The sequence below is a fragment of the Actinokineospora alba genome, assembly GCF_004362515.1.
Taxonomy (GTDB): Bacteria; Actinomycetota; Actinomycetes; order Mycobacteriales; family Pseudonocardiaceae; genus Actinokineospora; species Actinokineospora alba.
In genome coordinates this window covers 3,445,640-3,461,472 of record NZ_SNXU01000001.1, presented here as the reverse complement: position 1 = coordinate 3,461,472, position 15,833 = coordinate 3,445,640, and the positions used below count along the sequence as shown (strand labels likewise).

Genomic DNA, 15,833 nt, shown 5'->3' with positions numbered 1-15,833 from the left:
GCCCGCCGTTGCAGGGGTGCGGGCACAGGTCGAGGTGACAATCGCAGCGTGTGGACCGGGCATATATCCGCCAACCAGCCCAATGATTTAAGAAAACGGTGTGAACGACTCTGTGAATTAAAGTGACCGCATGGCCACGACCACGGTGATCGCCACGAACCGGCGAGCGCGTCACCTCTACGCCGTCCTCGACACGCTGGAGGCGGGCGTGATGCTCGTCGGCACGGAGGTCAAGAGCCTGCGGCTGGGCCGGGTGTCACTCGTCGACGCCTTCGCCACGATCGACGACGGCGAGGTGTGGCTGCGCGGCCTGCACATCAACGAGTACGCCATGGGCACGTGGACCAACCACACCCCGCGCCGCGTGCGCAAACTGCTCCTCAACCGGCGCGAGATCGACCGCTGGGACATCCGGGTCCGGGAGAGCGGGCTGTCGCTGATCCCGATGTCGATGTACTTCAGCGACGGCCGGGCCAAGGTCGAACTGGCTCTCGTGAAGGGCAAGAAGACCTGGGACAAACGCCAGGACCTGGCCACCCGCGACGCCAACCGGGAGATCGAGCGCGAGTTCGCCCGGCACGTCAAAGGTCAGCGCCGCTGAACCGCGTTGCGGCGGATTCCCGCCGCTCGTGACACGATCAGCGCATGCGCGCCCCGCGGCCCTTCGCGGCGCTCCTGCGACTGGTCGACCGGTTCGAGGAGCGCGGCGTCTACGTGCCCGGCGAGGACAACCACGCGATCTCGCCGTGGCGTGACTTCGGCTGGCTGATCGCCGCCTGGCTCGTGTTCATCGGCGTCTTCGTGCTCTTCTTCGCGCTCGCCGCCTGAGCCCCGACCGGCAGTGGCGCCGATCACTTGGGGTGCTCCCCTGATCACGGCTCGGCCACAGCACGACACCAGGTACGACTCAACGGCCTAATGCGGGCCGCATTCGGCTGGTCGGCCAGTAAAAGTGGACACGCACCCCCCGAGCGTCCCCAGGCAAGGAAGTGGCACTGACCGTGAAACCCGTCGGATGGGCGGCTGCCCTCTGCGCGCTGCTGGTGTTGGTCACCGGCTGCGGCAGCGGTCCCGCGTACTCCGAACCGGCTGAGCGGTCCGTCGCCGCGTCCGCCGCCGCGAGCCCGTCGCGCAGCGGCGAGCGCAGGCCGCTGGGCGACAACCTCTCGATCACGGTTTCGGGGCCCACCTCGTTCGTGCCGACCGACTCGGCGTACCCGAAGAGCCCGCGCGCGCTGGGGTTCGACGTCACCGTGGAGAACCACGGCACGACGGCGTACCGGCCGACCGTGCTGGTGCTGACCGCCACCGCCGACGGCGTCACCGCCCGGCAGGTGATCGACTCGACCCAGGGTTACGCCGGCCTGGTCGGCGACGTCGAGATCGCACCCGGCGCGAAGGCGCGGTTCTCCGTGGCGTTCGCCGCGCCCGAGCAGCGCGTGTCGGTGCAGCTGAGCGCCCAGCCGGATCCCGCGTCGCGGTCGATGGTGATGGTGTTCGAAGGGGTCGCGTAGCCGCGCGCTAGTTTCAACGGCATGACGCGACTTTCCGAGGGCGACCAGGCTCCTGATTTCACGCTCCTCGACAGCGAGGGCAACGAGGTCTCGCTGTCCGACTTCCGCGGCAAGTCCGTGGTCGTCTACTTCTACCCGGCGGCGGCCACCCCCGGCTGCACCAAGCAGGCCTGCGACTTCCGGGACAACCTCGCGGAACTCAACGACGCGGGCTTCGCCATTCTCGGCATCTCCCCGGACAAGCCGGCGAAGCTGGCCAAGTTCGTCGCTGACGAGGGCCTCACCTTCCCGCTGCTGTCCGACCCGGACCGCACGGTGCTCACGGCGTGGGGCGCGTACGGCGAGAAGCAGCTGTACGGCAAGACGGTGACCGGTGTGATCCGGTCCACCTTCATCGTCGACCCGGACGGCCGTATCGCGCACGCCTTCTACAACGTGCGGGCCACCGGGCACGTCGCCAAGCTGCGCAAAGACCTCAAGCTCTGACCAAGTTCGCGGTGCGCGACAACCAAATCGGCGGTTGTCGCGTACCGCGGGCGCGGCGGAATAGTTGCCTGCCGAGGACGTCAACTTCACCATCGGGTGACGGCGTATTCACGGCATGCGCCTGCTGTCGTTCCTCGTGCTCATCCTGCTCGCCGGGTGCTCCTCGGCGCCGATCGGCGTGGTGTCCGCGCCTGTGCCGGTCGAGGTCGGCACGCCCGCCGCCGTGCCGGTCGAGCCGTCGACTCCGCCCGTCACGCCGTCGGCCACCCCGGTCAAGCCGTCTGCCGTGAAGCCGACCCCGGCGCCCAAGAGACCACCGGTCGACGTGGCCGGCGCGGTGCGCGGGGTCCAGAAGTCGGCCACCGTGGGCGCGCTGGTGATCGACCGGCAGACCGGCGCGGAACTGGTGTCGGTCAACCCGGACCGCCGGTTCCACTCGGCGTCGCTGGTCAAGCTCCTCATCGCCCTTGACGTGCTGCACTCCGGCGGCGGCGACCGCGATCGGGTCCGGCGGATGCTGCAGATGTCGGACGACCCGATCGCCAGCGAACTGTGGACGCGGGCGGGCGGAGTCGCCATGATCACGCGCACGGCGAAGCGGCTCGGCCTCACCCACACCCGGCCGCCCACGGACCCTGGCCGCTGGGGCGACACACTGCTCAGCCCGCGTGACGTCGCCCGGATCTACACACACGTGCTGACCGAGCTGCCCGCCGCGGACCAGGCCCTCGTCGTGGACGCGCTGGCCACGGCGCCGCGGGTGGCCGCGGACGGGTTCGACCAGCACTTCGGCATCCCCACCGGGGTGGACGCGGACTGGGCGGTCAAACAGGGCTGGGGCGACAACGCGAAGGTGGACTTCGTGCACAGCACCGGGCTGGTGGGGGCGAAGTGGCGCTACATCGTGGTGCTGCTGACCGAGCACCCGCCATCGACCCGACTCGCGACGGCGGCCTCATCGGTCACGGCGGGCGCCAAGGCGGTCAACCGGGTCGTGTCCGAAAACGAGGGGTAGGCGTCCTTGCGGACATGACCGCCGCTGCCAGAGGCTGGACGCATGGCACACAGGGTGGTTCTCGTCGTCTTCCCCGGTGTTCAGCTGCTCGACGTCGTCGGCCCAGCGGAGGTCTTCGCGGGCGCGGCGCGGCTCGAACCGGACGCCTATGAACTCGTCGTCGCCTCCCCCGACGGCTCGGCCGTCCGCGGCGAATCGGGGCTGCGGCTGGACGCCGACGCCGCGTTGGCCGGGGTCGACCACGCCGACACCCTGCTGATCGCGGGCGGTTGGGGGTATGAGGAGGCGTGCGTTCCCTCGGTGGTCGCGCAGGTGCGTCGGCTCGCCGAGACCGCGTCCCGGGTCTGCTCGGTGTGCACCGGGGCGTTCGTGCTCGGCGCGGCCGGGCTGCTGAACGGGCGGCGGGCGACGACGCACTGGGCCATGGCGGGCCGGATGCGGTCGGCCTTCCCGGGGGTCGTCGTGGAACCCGACCGGATCTTCGTGCGGGACGGGTCGGTGTACACGTCGGCGGGGGTGACGGCGGGGATGGACCTGGCGCTCGCCCTGGTGGAGGCCGACCACGGCGCGGAGACGGCCAGGACGGTGGCGCGGTGGCTGGTGCTGTTCCTGCAGCGGCCTGGCGGGCAGTCCCAGTTCTCCACCCGCCTGGACTACGCGGTGGCGTCGGCGTCACCGCTGCGCCCGGTGTGCGACGACATCGCCGCCGACCCGGCGGGCGACCACCGGGTGCCCCGGCTCGCGCGGCGGGCGGGGATGTCCGAACGGCACCTCGGCAGGCTCTTCGCGGAGCAACTGGGCACGACACCGGCCCGGTTCGTCGAACGGGTCCGGGTGGAGGCGGCGCGGGGGCTGCTGGAAGCCGACTCGACCACGGTGGCGACCGTGTCGGCGCGCGCGGGCTTCGGCAGCCCGGAGACCTTGCGCCGGGCCTTCGTCCGCGTCCTGGGCGTGGGCCCGGACGACTACCGAGCGCGGTTCCGTACCGCGGAGAGGATCTGACATGCAGGTCGCGATCGTGCTCTACCCCGGGGTGACCGCCCTGGACGCGGTGGGACCGTACGAGGTGCTGCGGCTTATGCCGGACACGGAGTTGCGGTTCGTCGGGCACTCCCCCGGCCCCTTGATGACCGACGCGGGAATCCTCACCCTCGGCGTGACGCACACGTTCGCCTCGACCCCGACGCCGGACCTGGTGCTCGTCCCCGGCTCGGAGCGCGGCACGGAAGCGGCGATGGCCGACCCGGTGCTGCGGCAATGGCTGGTCGAGGCGCACAAGACGACCCGCTGGACGACGTCGGTGTGCAGCGGAGCAGTGATCCTGGGGGCGGCGGGCCTGCTGAAGGGGCTGTCCGCGACGACGCATTGGTTGGTACAGGACGCTTTGCCACATTTCGGGGCGCGGCCCTGCCCGGAGGAGCGGGTGGTGCATGAGGGGCGGATCGTGACGGCGGCGGGAGTGTCGGCGGGGATCGACCTGGCGCTGTGGCTGGCCGGGGAGACTCATGGGCGGGAGGTGGCGGAAGCCATCCAACTGATGATCGAGTACGACCCGCGGCCACCATTCGACTCCGGCCACCTGTCCAAGGCAAGCGAGTCGGTGGTCACGTTGGCAAGGGCAGCTTTCTCGGAGCGGTGATCACACCGTCCTGAAGACCGGGCGAGAGCACCGCTCCAACTCGAGAGCACCGCTCTCACCCCAGCCAGAGCACCGCTCACAACAGAGAGCACTGCTCTCTGCGGCAAGTACCCACGACCGGGACCGGCTGTGTACCTGCCCTCGATCACCAGACCGGCACACAACCGGAGCCCCTACACCTGGAGCACCGCTCTATAACGAGAGCACTGCTCCAAACCGAGAGCACTGCTCTCGACCCAAGCAGATCACCGCTCACAAGAGAGTGCACCGCTCACATCCCAGCCAGAGCACCGTTCCCAGCAGAGAGCACTGCTCTCGCACCACAATGGGACACCGCTCTGAAACGAGAGCAGTGCTCTCGTCATAGAGCAGTGCTCTCGTCATAGAGCAGTGCTCTCGTCATAGAGCAGTGCTCTCGTCATGAGAGCAGCCCCCGTCATGAGAGCAGTGCTCTCCTCAGGGAGCAGCGCTCTCGCCGAGGAGCAATGCTCTCGCCGGGAAGCGGCGCCCTCGTCAAAGAGCGGTGCTCTCGCTGGGGAGCAGTGCTCTGGTGGGGCTGGGGCGTGCGGCTGGGAAGCCCGGCTTAGTCAGCCAGTGATCGCAGGTGGTCAAGAAGCAGGCGGAGGGCTCGGCCGCGGTGGGACTGGGCGTCCTTTTCCGCGGGGGTCAGTTCGGCCGACGTCCTCGTCTCGCCCTCCGGCACGAAGATCGGGTCGTAGCCGAACCCGTTCTCCCCACGTCCGGCCCGGATCACCGTGCCGCGCCATTCGCCGCGGACCACGACCTCGGTGCCCCCGGGCACGACCAGGGCGGCCGTGCACACGAAGGCCGCGCCCCGGCGCTCATCCGGGACGTCCGTCAGCTGCGCCAGCACAAGGTCCAGGTTGGCCTGGTCATCACCGTGTTTGCCCGACCACCGCGCCGACAGCACCCCCGGCATCCCGTTGAGCGCGTCGACCGCGATGCCCGAGTCGTCGGCTATCGACGGGAGGCCGGTGGCGGCGACCGCGTCGCGGGCCTTCGCCAGGGCGTTTTCCTCGAAGGTCGCGCCGGTCTCCGGGGCGTCCGGGAATTCGGGGACGTCGGCGAGGCCGATGATCTCGATGCCCGAGACGTCGGCGTCGGCCAGGATTCGGCGGAGTTCGCCCAGTTTCTTGGCGTTGCGGGACGCCAGCAGTACCCGGGTCATCCCGCCTTCTCCCCCGGGTAGGGCAGCGCCAGCGCCTCCGCCTGGATGCGGTTGAGTTCCGCGCAGCCCGCGAGGGCGTAGTCGAGCATCTGGTCGAGGGTGGACCGGGCGAACGTCGCGCCCTCCCCCGTGCCCTGGACCTCGATGAGCGTGCCCGCGTCGGTCGCGACCACGTTCATGTCGACCTCGGCGCGCACGTCCTCCTCGTAGGGCAGGTCGAGCCGCACCCGGCCGCCGACCACACCGACGCTCACCGCGGACACCGCGCACGAGAACGGCTGCGGGTCGGCGAGCTTGCCCTTCGCGCGCAGGTACGTCACGGCGTCGTGCAGGGCGACGTACGCGCCGGTGATCGCCGCGGTCCGGGTGCCGCCGTCGGCCTGGATGACGTCGCAGTCGAGGTGGATGGTGTTCTCACCGAGGGCAGCCAGGTCGATGCACGCGCGCAGCGAGCGGCCGATGAGCCTGCTGATCTCGTGCGTGCGCCCGCCGATGCGGCCCTTCACCGACTCGCGGTCGCCGCGGGTGTTCGTCGCCGAGGGCAGCATCGCGTACTCGGCGGTGACCCAGCCGAGCCCGGAGCCCTTGCGCCACCGGGGCACGCCCTCGGTCACGCTGGCCGCGCACAGCACCCTGGTCTTCCCGAACTCCACGAGCACCGACCCCGCGGGCCAGTCCTGGTAGCCGCGGGTGAGCTTGATGTCCCTGAGCTGGTCGTCGTTCCTGCCATCGCTTCGCGCCACGTGCAACACCCTAGATGTCGTACTTGGCGCCCTGTTCGACGAGGACCACTTCACCGTCGTACGCGGCGCGGACCTCGGCCATCACCGCGTCCTTGTCCGTCCACGGCGGGATGTGGGTGACCAGCACCCGCTCGACGCCCGCGCCCGCCGCGAGGACGCCCGCCTCGTGGCCGGACAGGTGCAGGTTCGGCGGGTGGTTCGGCGAATGGGTCCAGGACGCCTCGGACAGCAGGACGTCCGCGCCGTCGACGACCTCCACCAGCGCGTCGTTCATCGCCGTGTCGCCGGTGTAGGCCAGGGACCGGCCGCCGTGGCTGATCCGGAAGCTGAACGACTCACACGGGTGCGCCGCCGGGGTGACGACCACCTCGAAGGGTCCGATGTGGACTTTCCCGGGCCGCAGCGCGTGGAACTCGAACACATCGGACAGATCGGTGGCCGCCCGGTCGGCTTCATCGGTGGCGTAGGCCGCGATGAACCGGGTCGGCGCCTCACTCGGCGCGTAGACGTCCAGTTTGTTCACCCGCGGGTCGTACGGGGGCGCCGGGTGGTAGCGGCGCAGCACCGACAGGCCGGAGAAGTCGGCGCAGTGGTCGGCGTGCAGGTGGGAGAACATCAGCGCGTCGAGGTCGAACGGGTCGACCACGGTCTGCATCGCGGCGAAGGCGCCGTTGCCGAGTTCGATTCCCAGCAGGAAATCGTCAGCGGCCAGCAGGTAGCCGGAGGCGGGCGCGTTCGGGCCGGGAAAGCTCCCCGAACAGCCGAGGACGGTCAGTAGCACCTCGACAGACTGTCACAGCGAGCGCCCGGACACGATCACCGTCGAGCCAATGGAGCAACACTTGCCAACTCCGGCCCGAGAAATCTGCGTGCCAGGCGATGAAACGGCTCGGCGGGCCCGGTGGCGACGAATTCGTGTGCCGGTTCGCCCGCGTCCTCGGCGAACAGGTCGTGCTCGGCGAGGACCCGGAAGACGTCCTTCGCGCATTCCTCCGCGCTCGACACGAGGGTGACGTCCTGCCCCATGACGATCTGCACGACGCCGGTGAGGAGCGGGTAGTGCGTGCAGCCGAGCACCACGGTGTCGACCTCCGCCTCCTGCAGCGGTTCGAGGTACGACTGGGCGAGGCCCAGGATCTGCCTGCCCGAGGTGACGCCCTTCTCTACGAAGTCGACGAACCGCGGGCACGCCGAACTCGTGACGGTGACACCAGGAGCCGCGGCGAACGCGTCGTCGTACGCGCGGGAGCGGACCGTCCCCACGGTGCCGATGACCCCGACGCGACCCGAGCGGGTCGCCGCCACGGCCCGGCGCACGGCGGGCACGATCACCTCGACCACCGGGATGTCGTAGCGCTCGCGCGCGTCGCGCAGGCACGCCGACGAGGCGGTGTTGCAGGCGATGACCAGCATCTTCACCCCGTCGTCGACCAGCCGGTCGGCGATCGCCAGCGAGTGCGCGCGGACGTCGGCGATGGGCCGCGGGCCGTACGGGCTGTTGGCGGTGTCGCCGACGTAGCGCAGCCGTTCGTGCGGGAGCTGGTCGAGGATGGCGCGCGCGACGGTGAGTCCCCCGACGCCGGAGTCGAAGATCCCGATCGGGGCCTGAGGTCGCGTCACCCCTTGAACGTACCGGGAACCGTGGGCTTGTCCGCCACGGCGGCGGCCCAGGCGGCCAGGACACCGCCGATCGCGCCGAACAGGTGGCCCTGCCAGGAGATCCCGGTGTCGCCGGGCAGCACGCCGAGCAGTGTGGTGCCCCAGTACGCGAACAGGATGGCCGCGACGCCCAGTTGCAGGAGGCTGCGGTTGAACAGGCCGCGCACCAGCAGGAACAGCAGCCAGCCGAAGCACAGCCCGGACGCGCCGATGGTGATGGTGTCCTCGGGGCTGGTCAGCCACACGCCGATGCCGCTGACCAGCCAGATCGTCGCCGTGACCATGATCCACTGACTCAGTCCGTTGGCCATGGCGAGGAAGGCGAAGACCAGCAGCGGGACGCTGTTGCCGATCAGGTGCGACCACTCGCCGTGCAGCAGCGGGGACCAGATGATGCCGTCGAGCCCGTCGACACTGCGCGGGATGATCCCGTTCAGCTCCAGGTCCGCGGGCAGCAGCCGGTCGGCGAACTCGATCAGGTAGAGCAGGACGGCGAAGCCGCCGACGACGATGCCTGCCTGGGCCAGGTTCGGCGGCAGGACACGGTTCGCGGGTCGCTTGGCGGGGACGGTGCTCACGCAACCGAGGTTACGTGCTCGCGGGCGGCGGCGGATCCGGAAGAACCCTGATGTCGTCCCCGAGCGCCAGATCGACGGCGAGTTCCGCGTGCAGGCGGGCGGTCGGGAACACCGGCACCGGGCTGTCGGCCTGGGTGAGGAGGAGTTCGATCTCGGTGCAGCCGAGGATGATCCCTTCGGCACCGCGCTCGACGAGCCGGGCGATGACCTCGCGGTACGCCTGGCGGGACTCGTCGCGCACGACGCCCAGGACGAGTTCGTCGTAGATGACCCGGTGCACCGTCGCACGGTCGGCGGTCTCGGGGACCAGGACGTCGAGGCCGTGTTCGGCGAGCCTGCCGGTGTAGAAGTCCTGCTCCATGGTGAACGCGGTCCCGAGCAGCCCGACCCGCCGCAGGCCCGTCCGGCGCACAGCCGCCGCCGTGGTGTCGGCGAGGTGCAGCAGCGGCACGTCGATCCGGTCGGCGACCTTGTGCATGGTGTTGGTGCACAGCACGACGATCTCCGCGCCTGCCCGAACCAGCGCTTGGGCGGCGTCGTCCAGGACGGCCGCGGCGTCGTCCCAGCGGCCTTCGACCTGCATGCGCTCGATGTCGGCGAAGTCGACGGAGTAGAGGACGCAGCGCGCCGAGTGCAGGCCGCCGAGGCGTTCGCGGACCCGCTCGTTGACGATCCGGTAGTACTCCGCCGACGACTCCCAGCTCATCCCGCCGAGCAGCCCGATGACCTTCACGACGCGACGGCGCCCGGGAGGCGGTGCAGCGACTCCTCCATCCGCCCGGTGATGTCGCGCGAGCCGAACAGCTTCAGCGCGAGCTTCCGCAGCCCGTCGACCGGTTCGAGCAGCGCGCGCAACCGGACGACGGTGCCGTCGCCGTCGGCCTCGAGCTCGATCCGGAACACCGCGGAGGACACGTACACCGGCGCCGGTTTGCCGTCGACCCGCTCGGCGGTGTGCTTCCAGGCGATCAGCTTGTCGGGGACGAACTCGATGACCTCCTGCTCGATCTCGGAGGTCTTCGTGCGCCAGCGGCCGTGCTGCAGCCGCTTCTCGCCGCGGCCGCTCCCGGAGAGGACGTCGGTGCGCACGGCGAAGCTGAACCAGTCGGGGGCTCGGCGGGCGTCGGAGACGACTGTCCACACGTCGGACGGGGACGCCGGGATTCGGGCGGAGCGCTCGATCTCAATCACGGCGTCAACTTACGCCGAGCCCTGTCAACCCACACCACCCGCGAGTCGCCCCTCCAGGCAGACGAGTCGCCCCGTCCGGCAACTGAATGCAACATTCGTGGTCGCGAAAGTCGAACTCAGTCGCCGGAGGGGGCGACTCGTTTGCCTGGAGGGGCGACTCGCGCGGGGGTTAGGCCCAGAGGTGGCCGTCGAGGCGGTCGGCGGCCTCGTCGAGGGTGCCGGCGTACGCGCCGGTGGACAGGTATTTCCAGCCGGCGTCGGCGACGATGAAGGCCACGTCGGCCGGTTCGCCGGTGCCTGCAGCCTTCTCCGCCACGGCCAACGCCGCGTGCAGGATCGCGCCCGTGGAGATGCCGGCGAAGATGCCCTCGACCTCCAGCAGCTGCCTGGTCCGCCGCAGGGCGTCGTATGAGCCCACCGAGTAGCGGCCCGTGAGCACGTCCGGGTCGTACAGCTCCGGGACGAAGCCCTCGTCGAGGTTGCGCAGGCCGTAGACCAGTTCGCCGTACCTCGGTTCGGCCGCGATGACCTGGATGTCCGGCTTCTGCTCACGCAGGTAGCGGCCCACGCCCACCAGCGTTCCGGTGGTGCCCAGGCCCGCGACGAAGTGCGTGATCGTCGGCAGGTCCCGCAGGATCTCCGGGCCCGTGCCCTCGTAGTGCGCGCGGGCGTTGTCCGGGTTGCCGTACTGGTAGAGCATCACCCAGTCCGGGTTCTGCTCCGCGATCTCCCTGGCCCGCCGCACGGCTTCGTTCGAGCCGCCCGCCGCCGGGGAGTACACGATCCGGGCGCCGTAGGCCTGCAGGAGCTGCTTGCGCTCCTCGGAGGTGTTCTCCGGCATGACGCAGACCAGGCCGTAGCCCTTGATCTTGGCGGCCATGGCCAGCGCGATCCCGGTGTTGCCCGAGGTGGGCTCCAGGATCGTGCTGCCCGGAACCAGCCTGCCGTCGCGCTCGGCGGACTCGATCATGGCCAGCGCGGGCCGGTCCTTGATCGAACCCGTCGGGTTGCGGTCTTCCAGCTTGGCCCAGAGTCGGACGTTCGGCGCGGGCGCCAGATTCGGCAGCCCGACCAGCGGCGTGTCGCCGAGGGAGGCGATGAGCGAGTCGTACCGGGCCATGGCTGGAGCTCCTTAGCGGGAGCCGCCCGCGACCGCGGGCAGGATGGTCACGGAGTCGCCGTCGGCGACCTTGGCCTCGAGGCCGCCCGCGAAGCGCACGTCCTCGTCGTTGACGTAGATGTTGACGAAGCGGTGCAGCGAACCGTCCTTGACCAGGCGCGCCTTGAGACCGCCGTGCTTGTCCTCGAGGTGGTCGATGACCTCGGCGACGGTCGCGCCCGCGGCGGGGACGGACTTCTCGCCGCCGGTGTGGGTGCGCAGGATGGTGGGGATGGAAACGGTGACGGCCACGTGAAACCTCCGGGTTTGCCTGTTCGATCAGATATGACGTGCAGAGACGCGGCCGGTATTCCGGGTGCCGCGAAAGTCACAGAGCGCTTGGCTCGGGAATGTCGTCGGGGCCCGTGTGGGCGAACCGGTAGGACTCCACGACCTCGACGGGCTCTTCGGTGATGACGCCGTCGACGATCCGGTACGAACGCAGCTCGTGCTCGTTCGCGTCGCGGGTGGAGACCAGCACGTAGTGCGCGTCCGGCTCGGAGGCGTAGGACACGTCGGTGCGCGACGGGTAGGCCTCCGTGGCGGTGTGCGAGTGGTAGATGACCACCGGCACCTCGTCGTTGGCGTCCATGTCGCGGTAGAGCTTCAGGAGGTCGGCCGAGTCGAACTCGTAGAACGTCGGCGACCGCGCGGCGTTGAGCATCGGGATGAACCGTTCGGGGCGGTCACTGCCCTCGGGTCCCGCGATGACACCGCATGCCTCGTCCGGGTGGTCGCGACGGGCATGCGCCACCATCGCGTCCACCAAGTCTCGGCGTATCTCCAACACACCGCCCATCCTACGTGGTGGATGGGCCGCTCCCACTGTGTGAGAGTCCGCACGTGATCGGTTTGCTAGGACCAGACGTCCTGGTAGGAGCGCAATTCCCCGACGGTGCGGGCCGCCAGGACGCCGTGGACCATCGCCCTGGCGAACACGTCGGCGGCCGCCGCGTAGAGGGCGTCGAGTTCGAAGGGGCCGGAGACCGGTCGCGCGCCGGTGGCCGCGGCGAAGACGGTGTCGCCGTCGAACAGGGAATGCGCTGGTCGGACCGCACGAGCGAGGCCGTCCTGGGCGGCCATGGCGAGCCTGCGGCAGGCCGCCTTGTCCAGCTTGGCGTCGGTGGCGACGACGCCGATCGTGGTGTTCAGGTCCGACGCGACGGTCGGCAACTCGGCCGCGCGGCCAGGTGACGCCGGGAACTCGCCGGGCAGGCCCAGGTCGGCCGCCCACGGGGTGCCGGTCTTCAGGTCGACGACCTCCCCGCGCGCGTTCACCGCCGCGATAGCCCCCACGGTGAACTCCCCCACCCGCACGCTCGCGGTCCCGATGCCGCCTTTGAGCGACCCCGCCCGGGCGCCCGCTCCGGCGCCGACGCAGCCCTGCTCGACCGACGTCGACGCCGCCGCGCAGGCCGCGTAGCCGAAGTCCGAGGTCGGCCGGTTGCCCCATGCCCCGCGCGGGAGGTCGAACAGCACGGCGGCGGGCACGATCGGCACCACCTCGTGCGGCGCGGCGCCCACGGGGAAGCCGCGGTTGTGCTCGGCCAGCCAGCGCATCACACCGTCGGCGGCGACCAGGCCGTACGCGCTGCCGCCGGACAGGCAGACCGCGTCGATCCGGTCGACCAGGTTCTCCGGGGCCAGCAGGTCGGTCTCGCGGGTTCCCGGCGCTCCCCCGCGCCCGTCGACACCGCCGACGGTGCCCTCGGGCAGCAGCACGACCGTGGTGCCGGTGGCCCAGCCTTCGCCGACGCGGTGGTGGTGGCCGACGAGGACGCCGGGCACGTCGGTGATCGCGTTCATTCCGCCGACAGGGCCTGGACCAGGGACTCCTGCACCCAGGTCAGCCAGTGGTACACGGCGAGGTGCGGGCTGCGCGGGTCGTCGTCGGGCAGTTCGTCGGGCATGTCGTCGCTGATGTCGATGGCCGTGCCCAGGGCCAGCCGCACGTCGTTGAGCGCGGACAGCCAGGCGTCGGCCTGCTCGAGCGAGAGCCGGACCCCGCCGCCGAACATCGGGCAGGTGTCGAGGACGACGCCCGCGACACCGGTCTTGAGGTCGAGCAGCGTGGGCTCGTGGATCGAGCGGAGCACGGCGGCGGAGTCCAGCTCGGCCTTGCTCGGGTTGTCGTCGTCGAGCCGGTGGAAGTCGGGCAGCAGCCGCGAGAGCACCGGGTCGTCCGGGGAGGTGGTCGGGCCGGTGCGGATACCGGTCAGCTCGGCCAGCTCGTCCTGGGGCGTCTCCTCGATGCGCGCCTTGAGCATGTCGTCGATCTGCGAGACCAGGCCGCGCAGGACAGCGGCTTCCTGCTTGTCGAGCTCGCCGAAGACCTTGTCACCCTTGCGCTTCCACGGCTTCACGACTGGTGTTCCATCGTCGCCCAGAGGCCGGCCGCGTGCAGTTTCGCCACGTCGCCCTCGACCTTCTCCTTGGAGCCATGGGAGACGATGGCTTTGCCTTCGTGGTGGACGTCGAGCATCAGCTTCGTCGCCTTGTCGCGGCTGTAGCCGAACAGCTTCTGGAAGACGTAGGTCACGTACGACATCAGGTTCACCGGATCGTTCCAGACGACCGTCTGCCACGGCACGTCCTCGGAGACGACAGCGGCGCCTGTCGGGTCGGACTGTGTCTGTTCCATGTCGACGGGGGCGGTCATGGTGTCAATGGTGGCATGTCCGCCTCGCGCGGGTGCGGCGGATCTTCATTCGTTCGGAGTACAACATCACAGATCGCATCCACCCGCGCGAACGTGCCGGGCAATAGGCTTCCCGACCATGGTTGCGACCTCACCGAGCACGGCCCTGCTGACCGACCACTACGAGTTGACCATGCTGGCGGCCGCGCTCGCGGACGGCACGGGCGACCGGACCTGTGTGTTCGAGACCTTCGCCCGGCGGCTGCCCGACGGCAGGCGCTATGGCGTCGTCGGCGGCACCCGGCGGTTCATCGACGCGGTGGCCGATTTCCGCTTCGGCGACGACGAGCTGCGCCACCTGCGGGCGACGAAGGTCGTCGACGAGGCGACCCTGGGCTGGCTGGCCGACTACCGCTTCGCAGGCGACGTCGACGGCTACCCCGAGGGCGAGCTGTACTTCCCCGGCTCGCCGATTCTCACCGTGACCGGCACCTTCGCCGACGCCGTGGTGCTGGAGACGCTCGCCCTGTCGATCTTCAACCACGACAGCGCCATCGTCTCGGCGGGCGCGCGGATGGCGAGCGCGGCCAACGGCAGGCCGATCATCGAGATGGGCTCACGCCGCACGCACGAGCACGCGGCGGTGGCCTCGGCCCGGGCCGCGTTCCTCGCCGGGTTCGCCACCACGTCCAACCTGGAGGCCGGGCGGACGTTCGCGATCCCGACCACGGGGACCTGCGCGCACGCGTTCACCCTGCTGCACGACACCGAGAAGGCCGCGTTCGAGGCGCAGGTCGCCGCGCTCGGGCCGGAGACGACGCTGCTGGTCGACACCTACGACATCACCCAGGGCATCGCCACCGCGATCGAGGTCGCGGGCACCGGACTCGGCGCCATCCGCATCGACTCCGGCGACGTCGGCGTCCTGGCCCGCCAGGCCCGCGAGCAGCTCGACGAGTTGGGCGCGACGCAGACGCGCATCGTGGTCTCCGGCGACCTCGACGAGTACGCCATCGCCGCGCTGCGGGCCGAGCCGGTCGACGCGTACGGCGTGGGCACCTCCCTGGTCACCGGCTCGGGCGCCCCGACCGCGGGCATGGTCTACAAGCTGGTGGAGGTGGCAGGCCGCCCGGTCGCGAAGCGCAGCTCGAGCAAGGAGTCGCGCGGTGGCCGAAAGCTGGCGCTGCGCAGGCACAAGCCGACGGGCACCGCGCTCGAAGAGGTCGTCTACCTCGCCGAAGGTGAGCAGCCGGAGGCGGGCGAGCACGATCGGCCGCTGCAGATTCCCCTGATGCGGGCTGGACAGCCGGTGGCCGCGCTGCCCACGCTGGAGGACGGCAGGCAGCGGGTCCGCCAGGGCCTGGTGAGCCTGCCGTGGGAGGGCTTGAAGCTGTCCGCGGGCGAGCCCGCGATCCCGACCGTCTACCTGAACTAGGAGCGTCACGATGACCGAGCGGACCGCGTTGATCGTGGTGGACGTGCAGAACGACTTCTGTGAGGGCGGGTCGCTGCCGGTCGCCGGTGGCGCGGCGGTGGCGGCGGCGATCAGCGCCCACATGGCGTCCGCGGGCTACGACCACATCGTCGCCACCCGGGACTACCACATCGACCCGGGCGCGCACTTCAGCGAGAACCCGGACTTCGTCGACACCTGGCCCGCGCACTGCGTGGCGGGCACGGCGGGCGCGTCGTTCCACCCGGAACTCGACGTCACCGCGGTCGAGGCGGTGTTCTCCAAGGGCGCGCACGCCGCCGCGTACTCCGGCTTCGAGGGTGTCGGACCGGAGGGCAGGTCACTGACGGAGTGGCTGCGGGACAAGGGAGTCACGAAGGTCGACGTCGTCGGCATCGCGACCGACCACTGCGTGCGGGCCACCGCGGTCGACGCGGCCCGCGACGGGTTCGAGACCACGGTGCTGCTCAGCCTCACCGCCGCCGTCTCCCCCGACACCGCGCAGACCGCGCTCGCCACGCTGCGCGACGCGAACGTCCAGCTGGTCGGCGCTCTGGGCTGAGCCGGGC

Annotated in this window: 22 protein-coding genes; 9 read left to right on the top strand and 13 right to left on the bottom strand. The window is 70.4% G+C overall.

Annotation, left to right across the window (positions count from 1 at the left end):
* The first annotated feature begins 130 nt into the window (after positions 1-130).
* The 7 genes from smpB to C8E96_RS15935 all read left to right on the top strand — a co-directional run bounded on the left by smpB (position 131) and on the right by C8E96_RS15935 (position 4,654).
* Positions 131-601, top strand: coding sequence for an SsrA-binding protein SmpB (smpB, locus tag C8E96_RS15965; protein WP_091383120.1), 471 nt, complete (start codon positions 131-133; stop codon positions 599-601).
* A gap of 44 nt (positions 602-645) precedes the next feature.
* The gene (locus C8E96_RS15960) at positions 646-828 is read left to right on the top strand and encodes a hypothetical protein (RefSeq protein ID WP_091383123.1); all 183 of its coding nucleotides are present in this window, start codon (positions 646-648) and stop codon (positions 826-828) included.
* Between the two features lie 173 nt (positions 829-1,001).
* On the top strand, positions 1,002-1,514 hold the full coding sequence (locus C8E96_RS15955; protein WP_133794495.1) for a hypothetical protein: 513 nt from the start codon (positions 1,002-1,004) through the stop codon (positions 1,512-1,514).
* Positions 1,515-1,535: 21 nt separating this feature from the next.
* Entirely contained in the window at positions 1,536-2,000 is a 465-nt protein-coding gene (gene bcp, locus C8E96_RS15950) for a thioredoxin-dependent thiol peroxidase (RefSeq protein ID WP_091383127.1), read from the top strand.
* A gap of 115 nt (positions 2,001-2,115) precedes the next feature.
* The gene (locus C8E96_RS15945) at positions 2,116-3,015 is read left to right on the top strand and encodes a serine hydrolase (RefSeq protein WP_091383129.1); all 900 of its coding nucleotides are present in this window, start codon (positions 2,116-2,118) and stop codon (positions 3,013-3,015) included.
* A gap of 42 nt (positions 3,016-3,057) precedes the next feature.
* Positions 3,058-4,017 carry a GlxA family transcriptional regulator gene (locus tag C8E96_RS15940; RefSeq protein WP_091383131.1) on the top strand — a complete coding sequence of 320 codons (960 nt, stop codon included), beginning with the start codon at positions 3,058-3,060 and terminating at the stop codon, positions 4,015-4,017.
* A 1-nt stretch (position 4,018) separates the two neighbouring features.
* Positions 4,019-4,654 carry a DJ-1/PfpI family protein gene (locus tag C8E96_RS15935; protein ID WP_091383132.1) on the top strand — a complete coding sequence of 212 codons (636 nt, stop codon included), beginning with the start codon at positions 4,019-4,021 and terminating at the stop codon, positions 4,652-4,654.
* A gap of 583 nt (positions 4,655-5,237) precedes the next feature.
* On the opposite strand, the gene rdgB is transcribed toward C8E96_RS15935, so the two are convergent.
* The 13 genes from rdgB to clpS form a co-directional block, all read right to left on the bottom strand.
* Complete coding sequence (rdgB, locus tag C8E96_RS15930) at positions 5,238-5,843, bottom strand: RdgB/HAM1 family non-canonical purine NTP pyrophosphatase (RefSeq protein WP_091383134.1); 606 nt, start codon at positions 5,841-5,843, stop codon at positions 5,238-5,240.
* The gene (rph, locus tag C8E96_RS15925; RefSeq protein WP_091383183.1) at positions 5,840-6,586 is read right to left on the bottom strand and encodes a ribonuclease PH; all 747 of its coding nucleotides are present in this window, start codon (positions 6,584-6,586) and stop codon (positions 5,840-5,842) included. The genes rdgB and rph overlap by 4 nt, the downstream gene beginning before the upstream one ends.
* Positions 6,587-6,596: 10 nt before the next feature.
* Positions 6,597-7,367, bottom strand: coding sequence for an MBL fold metallo-hydrolase (locus C8E96_RS15920; protein WP_091383136.1), 771 nt, complete (start codon positions 7,365-7,367; stop codon positions 6,597-6,599).
* 35 nt (positions 7,368-7,402) lie between these two features.
* Positions 7,403-8,206, bottom strand: a complete 804-nt coding sequence (murI, locus tag C8E96_RS15915) for a glutamate racemase (protein WP_091383139.1) — start codon at positions 8,204-8,206, stop codon at positions 7,403-7,405.
* Complete coding sequence (locus C8E96_RS15910; RefSeq protein WP_091383141.1) at positions 8,203-8,823, bottom strand: rhomboid family intramembrane serine protease; 621 nt, start codon at positions 8,821-8,823, stop codon at positions 8,203-8,205. Before C8E96_RS15910 ends, murI begins: the two co-directional genes overlap by 4 nt.
* Before the next feature lie 10 nt (positions 8,824-8,833).
* Positions 8,834-9,556: an aspartate/glutamate racemase family protein gene (locus C8E96_RS15905; protein ID WP_091383144.1), complete on the bottom strand. Its 723-nt coding sequence runs from the start codon at positions 9,554-9,556 to the stop codon at positions 8,834-8,836.
* Positions 9,553-10,014: an SRPBCC family protein gene (locus tag C8E96_RS15900; protein WP_091383146.1), complete on the bottom strand. Its 462-nt coding sequence runs from the start codon at positions 10,012-10,014 to the stop codon at positions 9,553-9,555. The genes C8E96_RS15905 and C8E96_RS15900 overlap by 4 nt, the downstream gene beginning before the upstream one ends.
* 169 nt (positions 10,015-10,183) lie before the next feature.
* Entirely contained in the window at positions 10,184-11,134 is a 951-nt protein-coding gene (locus C8E96_RS15895) for a PLP-dependent cysteine synthase family protein (RefSeq protein WP_091383148.1), read from the bottom strand.
* A 12-nt stretch (positions 11,135-11,146) separates the two neighbouring features.
* Positions 11,147-11,425, bottom strand: a complete 279-nt coding sequence (locus C8E96_RS15890) for a MoaD/ThiS family protein (protein WP_091383150.1) — start codon at positions 11,423-11,425, stop codon at positions 11,147-11,149.
* Positions 11,426-11,501: 76 nt separating this feature from the next.
* Positions 11,502-11,972, bottom strand: coding sequence for a Mov34/MPN/PAD-1 family protein (locus C8E96_RS15885; RefSeq protein ID WP_091383153.1), 471 nt, complete (start codon positions 11,970-11,972; stop codon positions 11,502-11,504).
* Positions 11,973-12,028: 56 nt separating this feature from the next.
* Positions 12,029-12,979, bottom strand: a complete 951-nt coding sequence (locus C8E96_RS15880) for a P1 family peptidase (RefSeq protein WP_091383155.1) — start codon at positions 12,977-12,979, stop codon at positions 12,029-12,031.
* On the bottom strand, positions 12,976-13,536 hold the full coding sequence (locus C8E96_RS15875) for a DUF2017 domain-containing protein (RefSeq protein ID WP_091383157.1): 561 nt from the start codon (positions 13,534-13,536) through the stop codon (positions 12,976-12,978). Before C8E96_RS15875 ends, C8E96_RS15880 begins: the two co-directional genes overlap by 4 nt.
* Positions 13,533-13,832, bottom strand: coding sequence for an ATP-dependent Clp protease adapter ClpS (gene clpS, locus C8E96_RS15870; protein ID WP_091383160.1), 300 nt, complete (start codon positions 13,830-13,832; stop codon positions 13,533-13,535). The genes C8E96_RS15875 and clpS overlap by 4 nt, the downstream gene beginning before the upstream one ends.
* 118 nt (positions 13,833-13,950) lie before the next feature.
* On the opposite strand from clpS, the gene C8E96_RS15865 reads away from it, so the two are divergent.
* Both C8E96_RS15865 and C8E96_RS34080 read left to right on the top strand, forming a co-directional pair.
* Positions 13,951-15,246, top strand: coding sequence for a nicotinate phosphoribosyltransferase (locus C8E96_RS15865; RefSeq protein WP_091383162.1), 1,296 nt, complete (start codon positions 13,951-13,953; stop codon positions 15,244-15,246).
* 10 nt (positions 15,247-15,256) lie between these two features.
* Positions 15,257-15,826, top strand: coding sequence for an isochorismatase family protein (locus C8E96_RS34080; protein WP_228770246.1), 570 nt, complete (start codon positions 15,257-15,259; stop codon positions 15,824-15,826).
* Positions 15,827-15,833 lie beyond the last annotated feature (7 nt).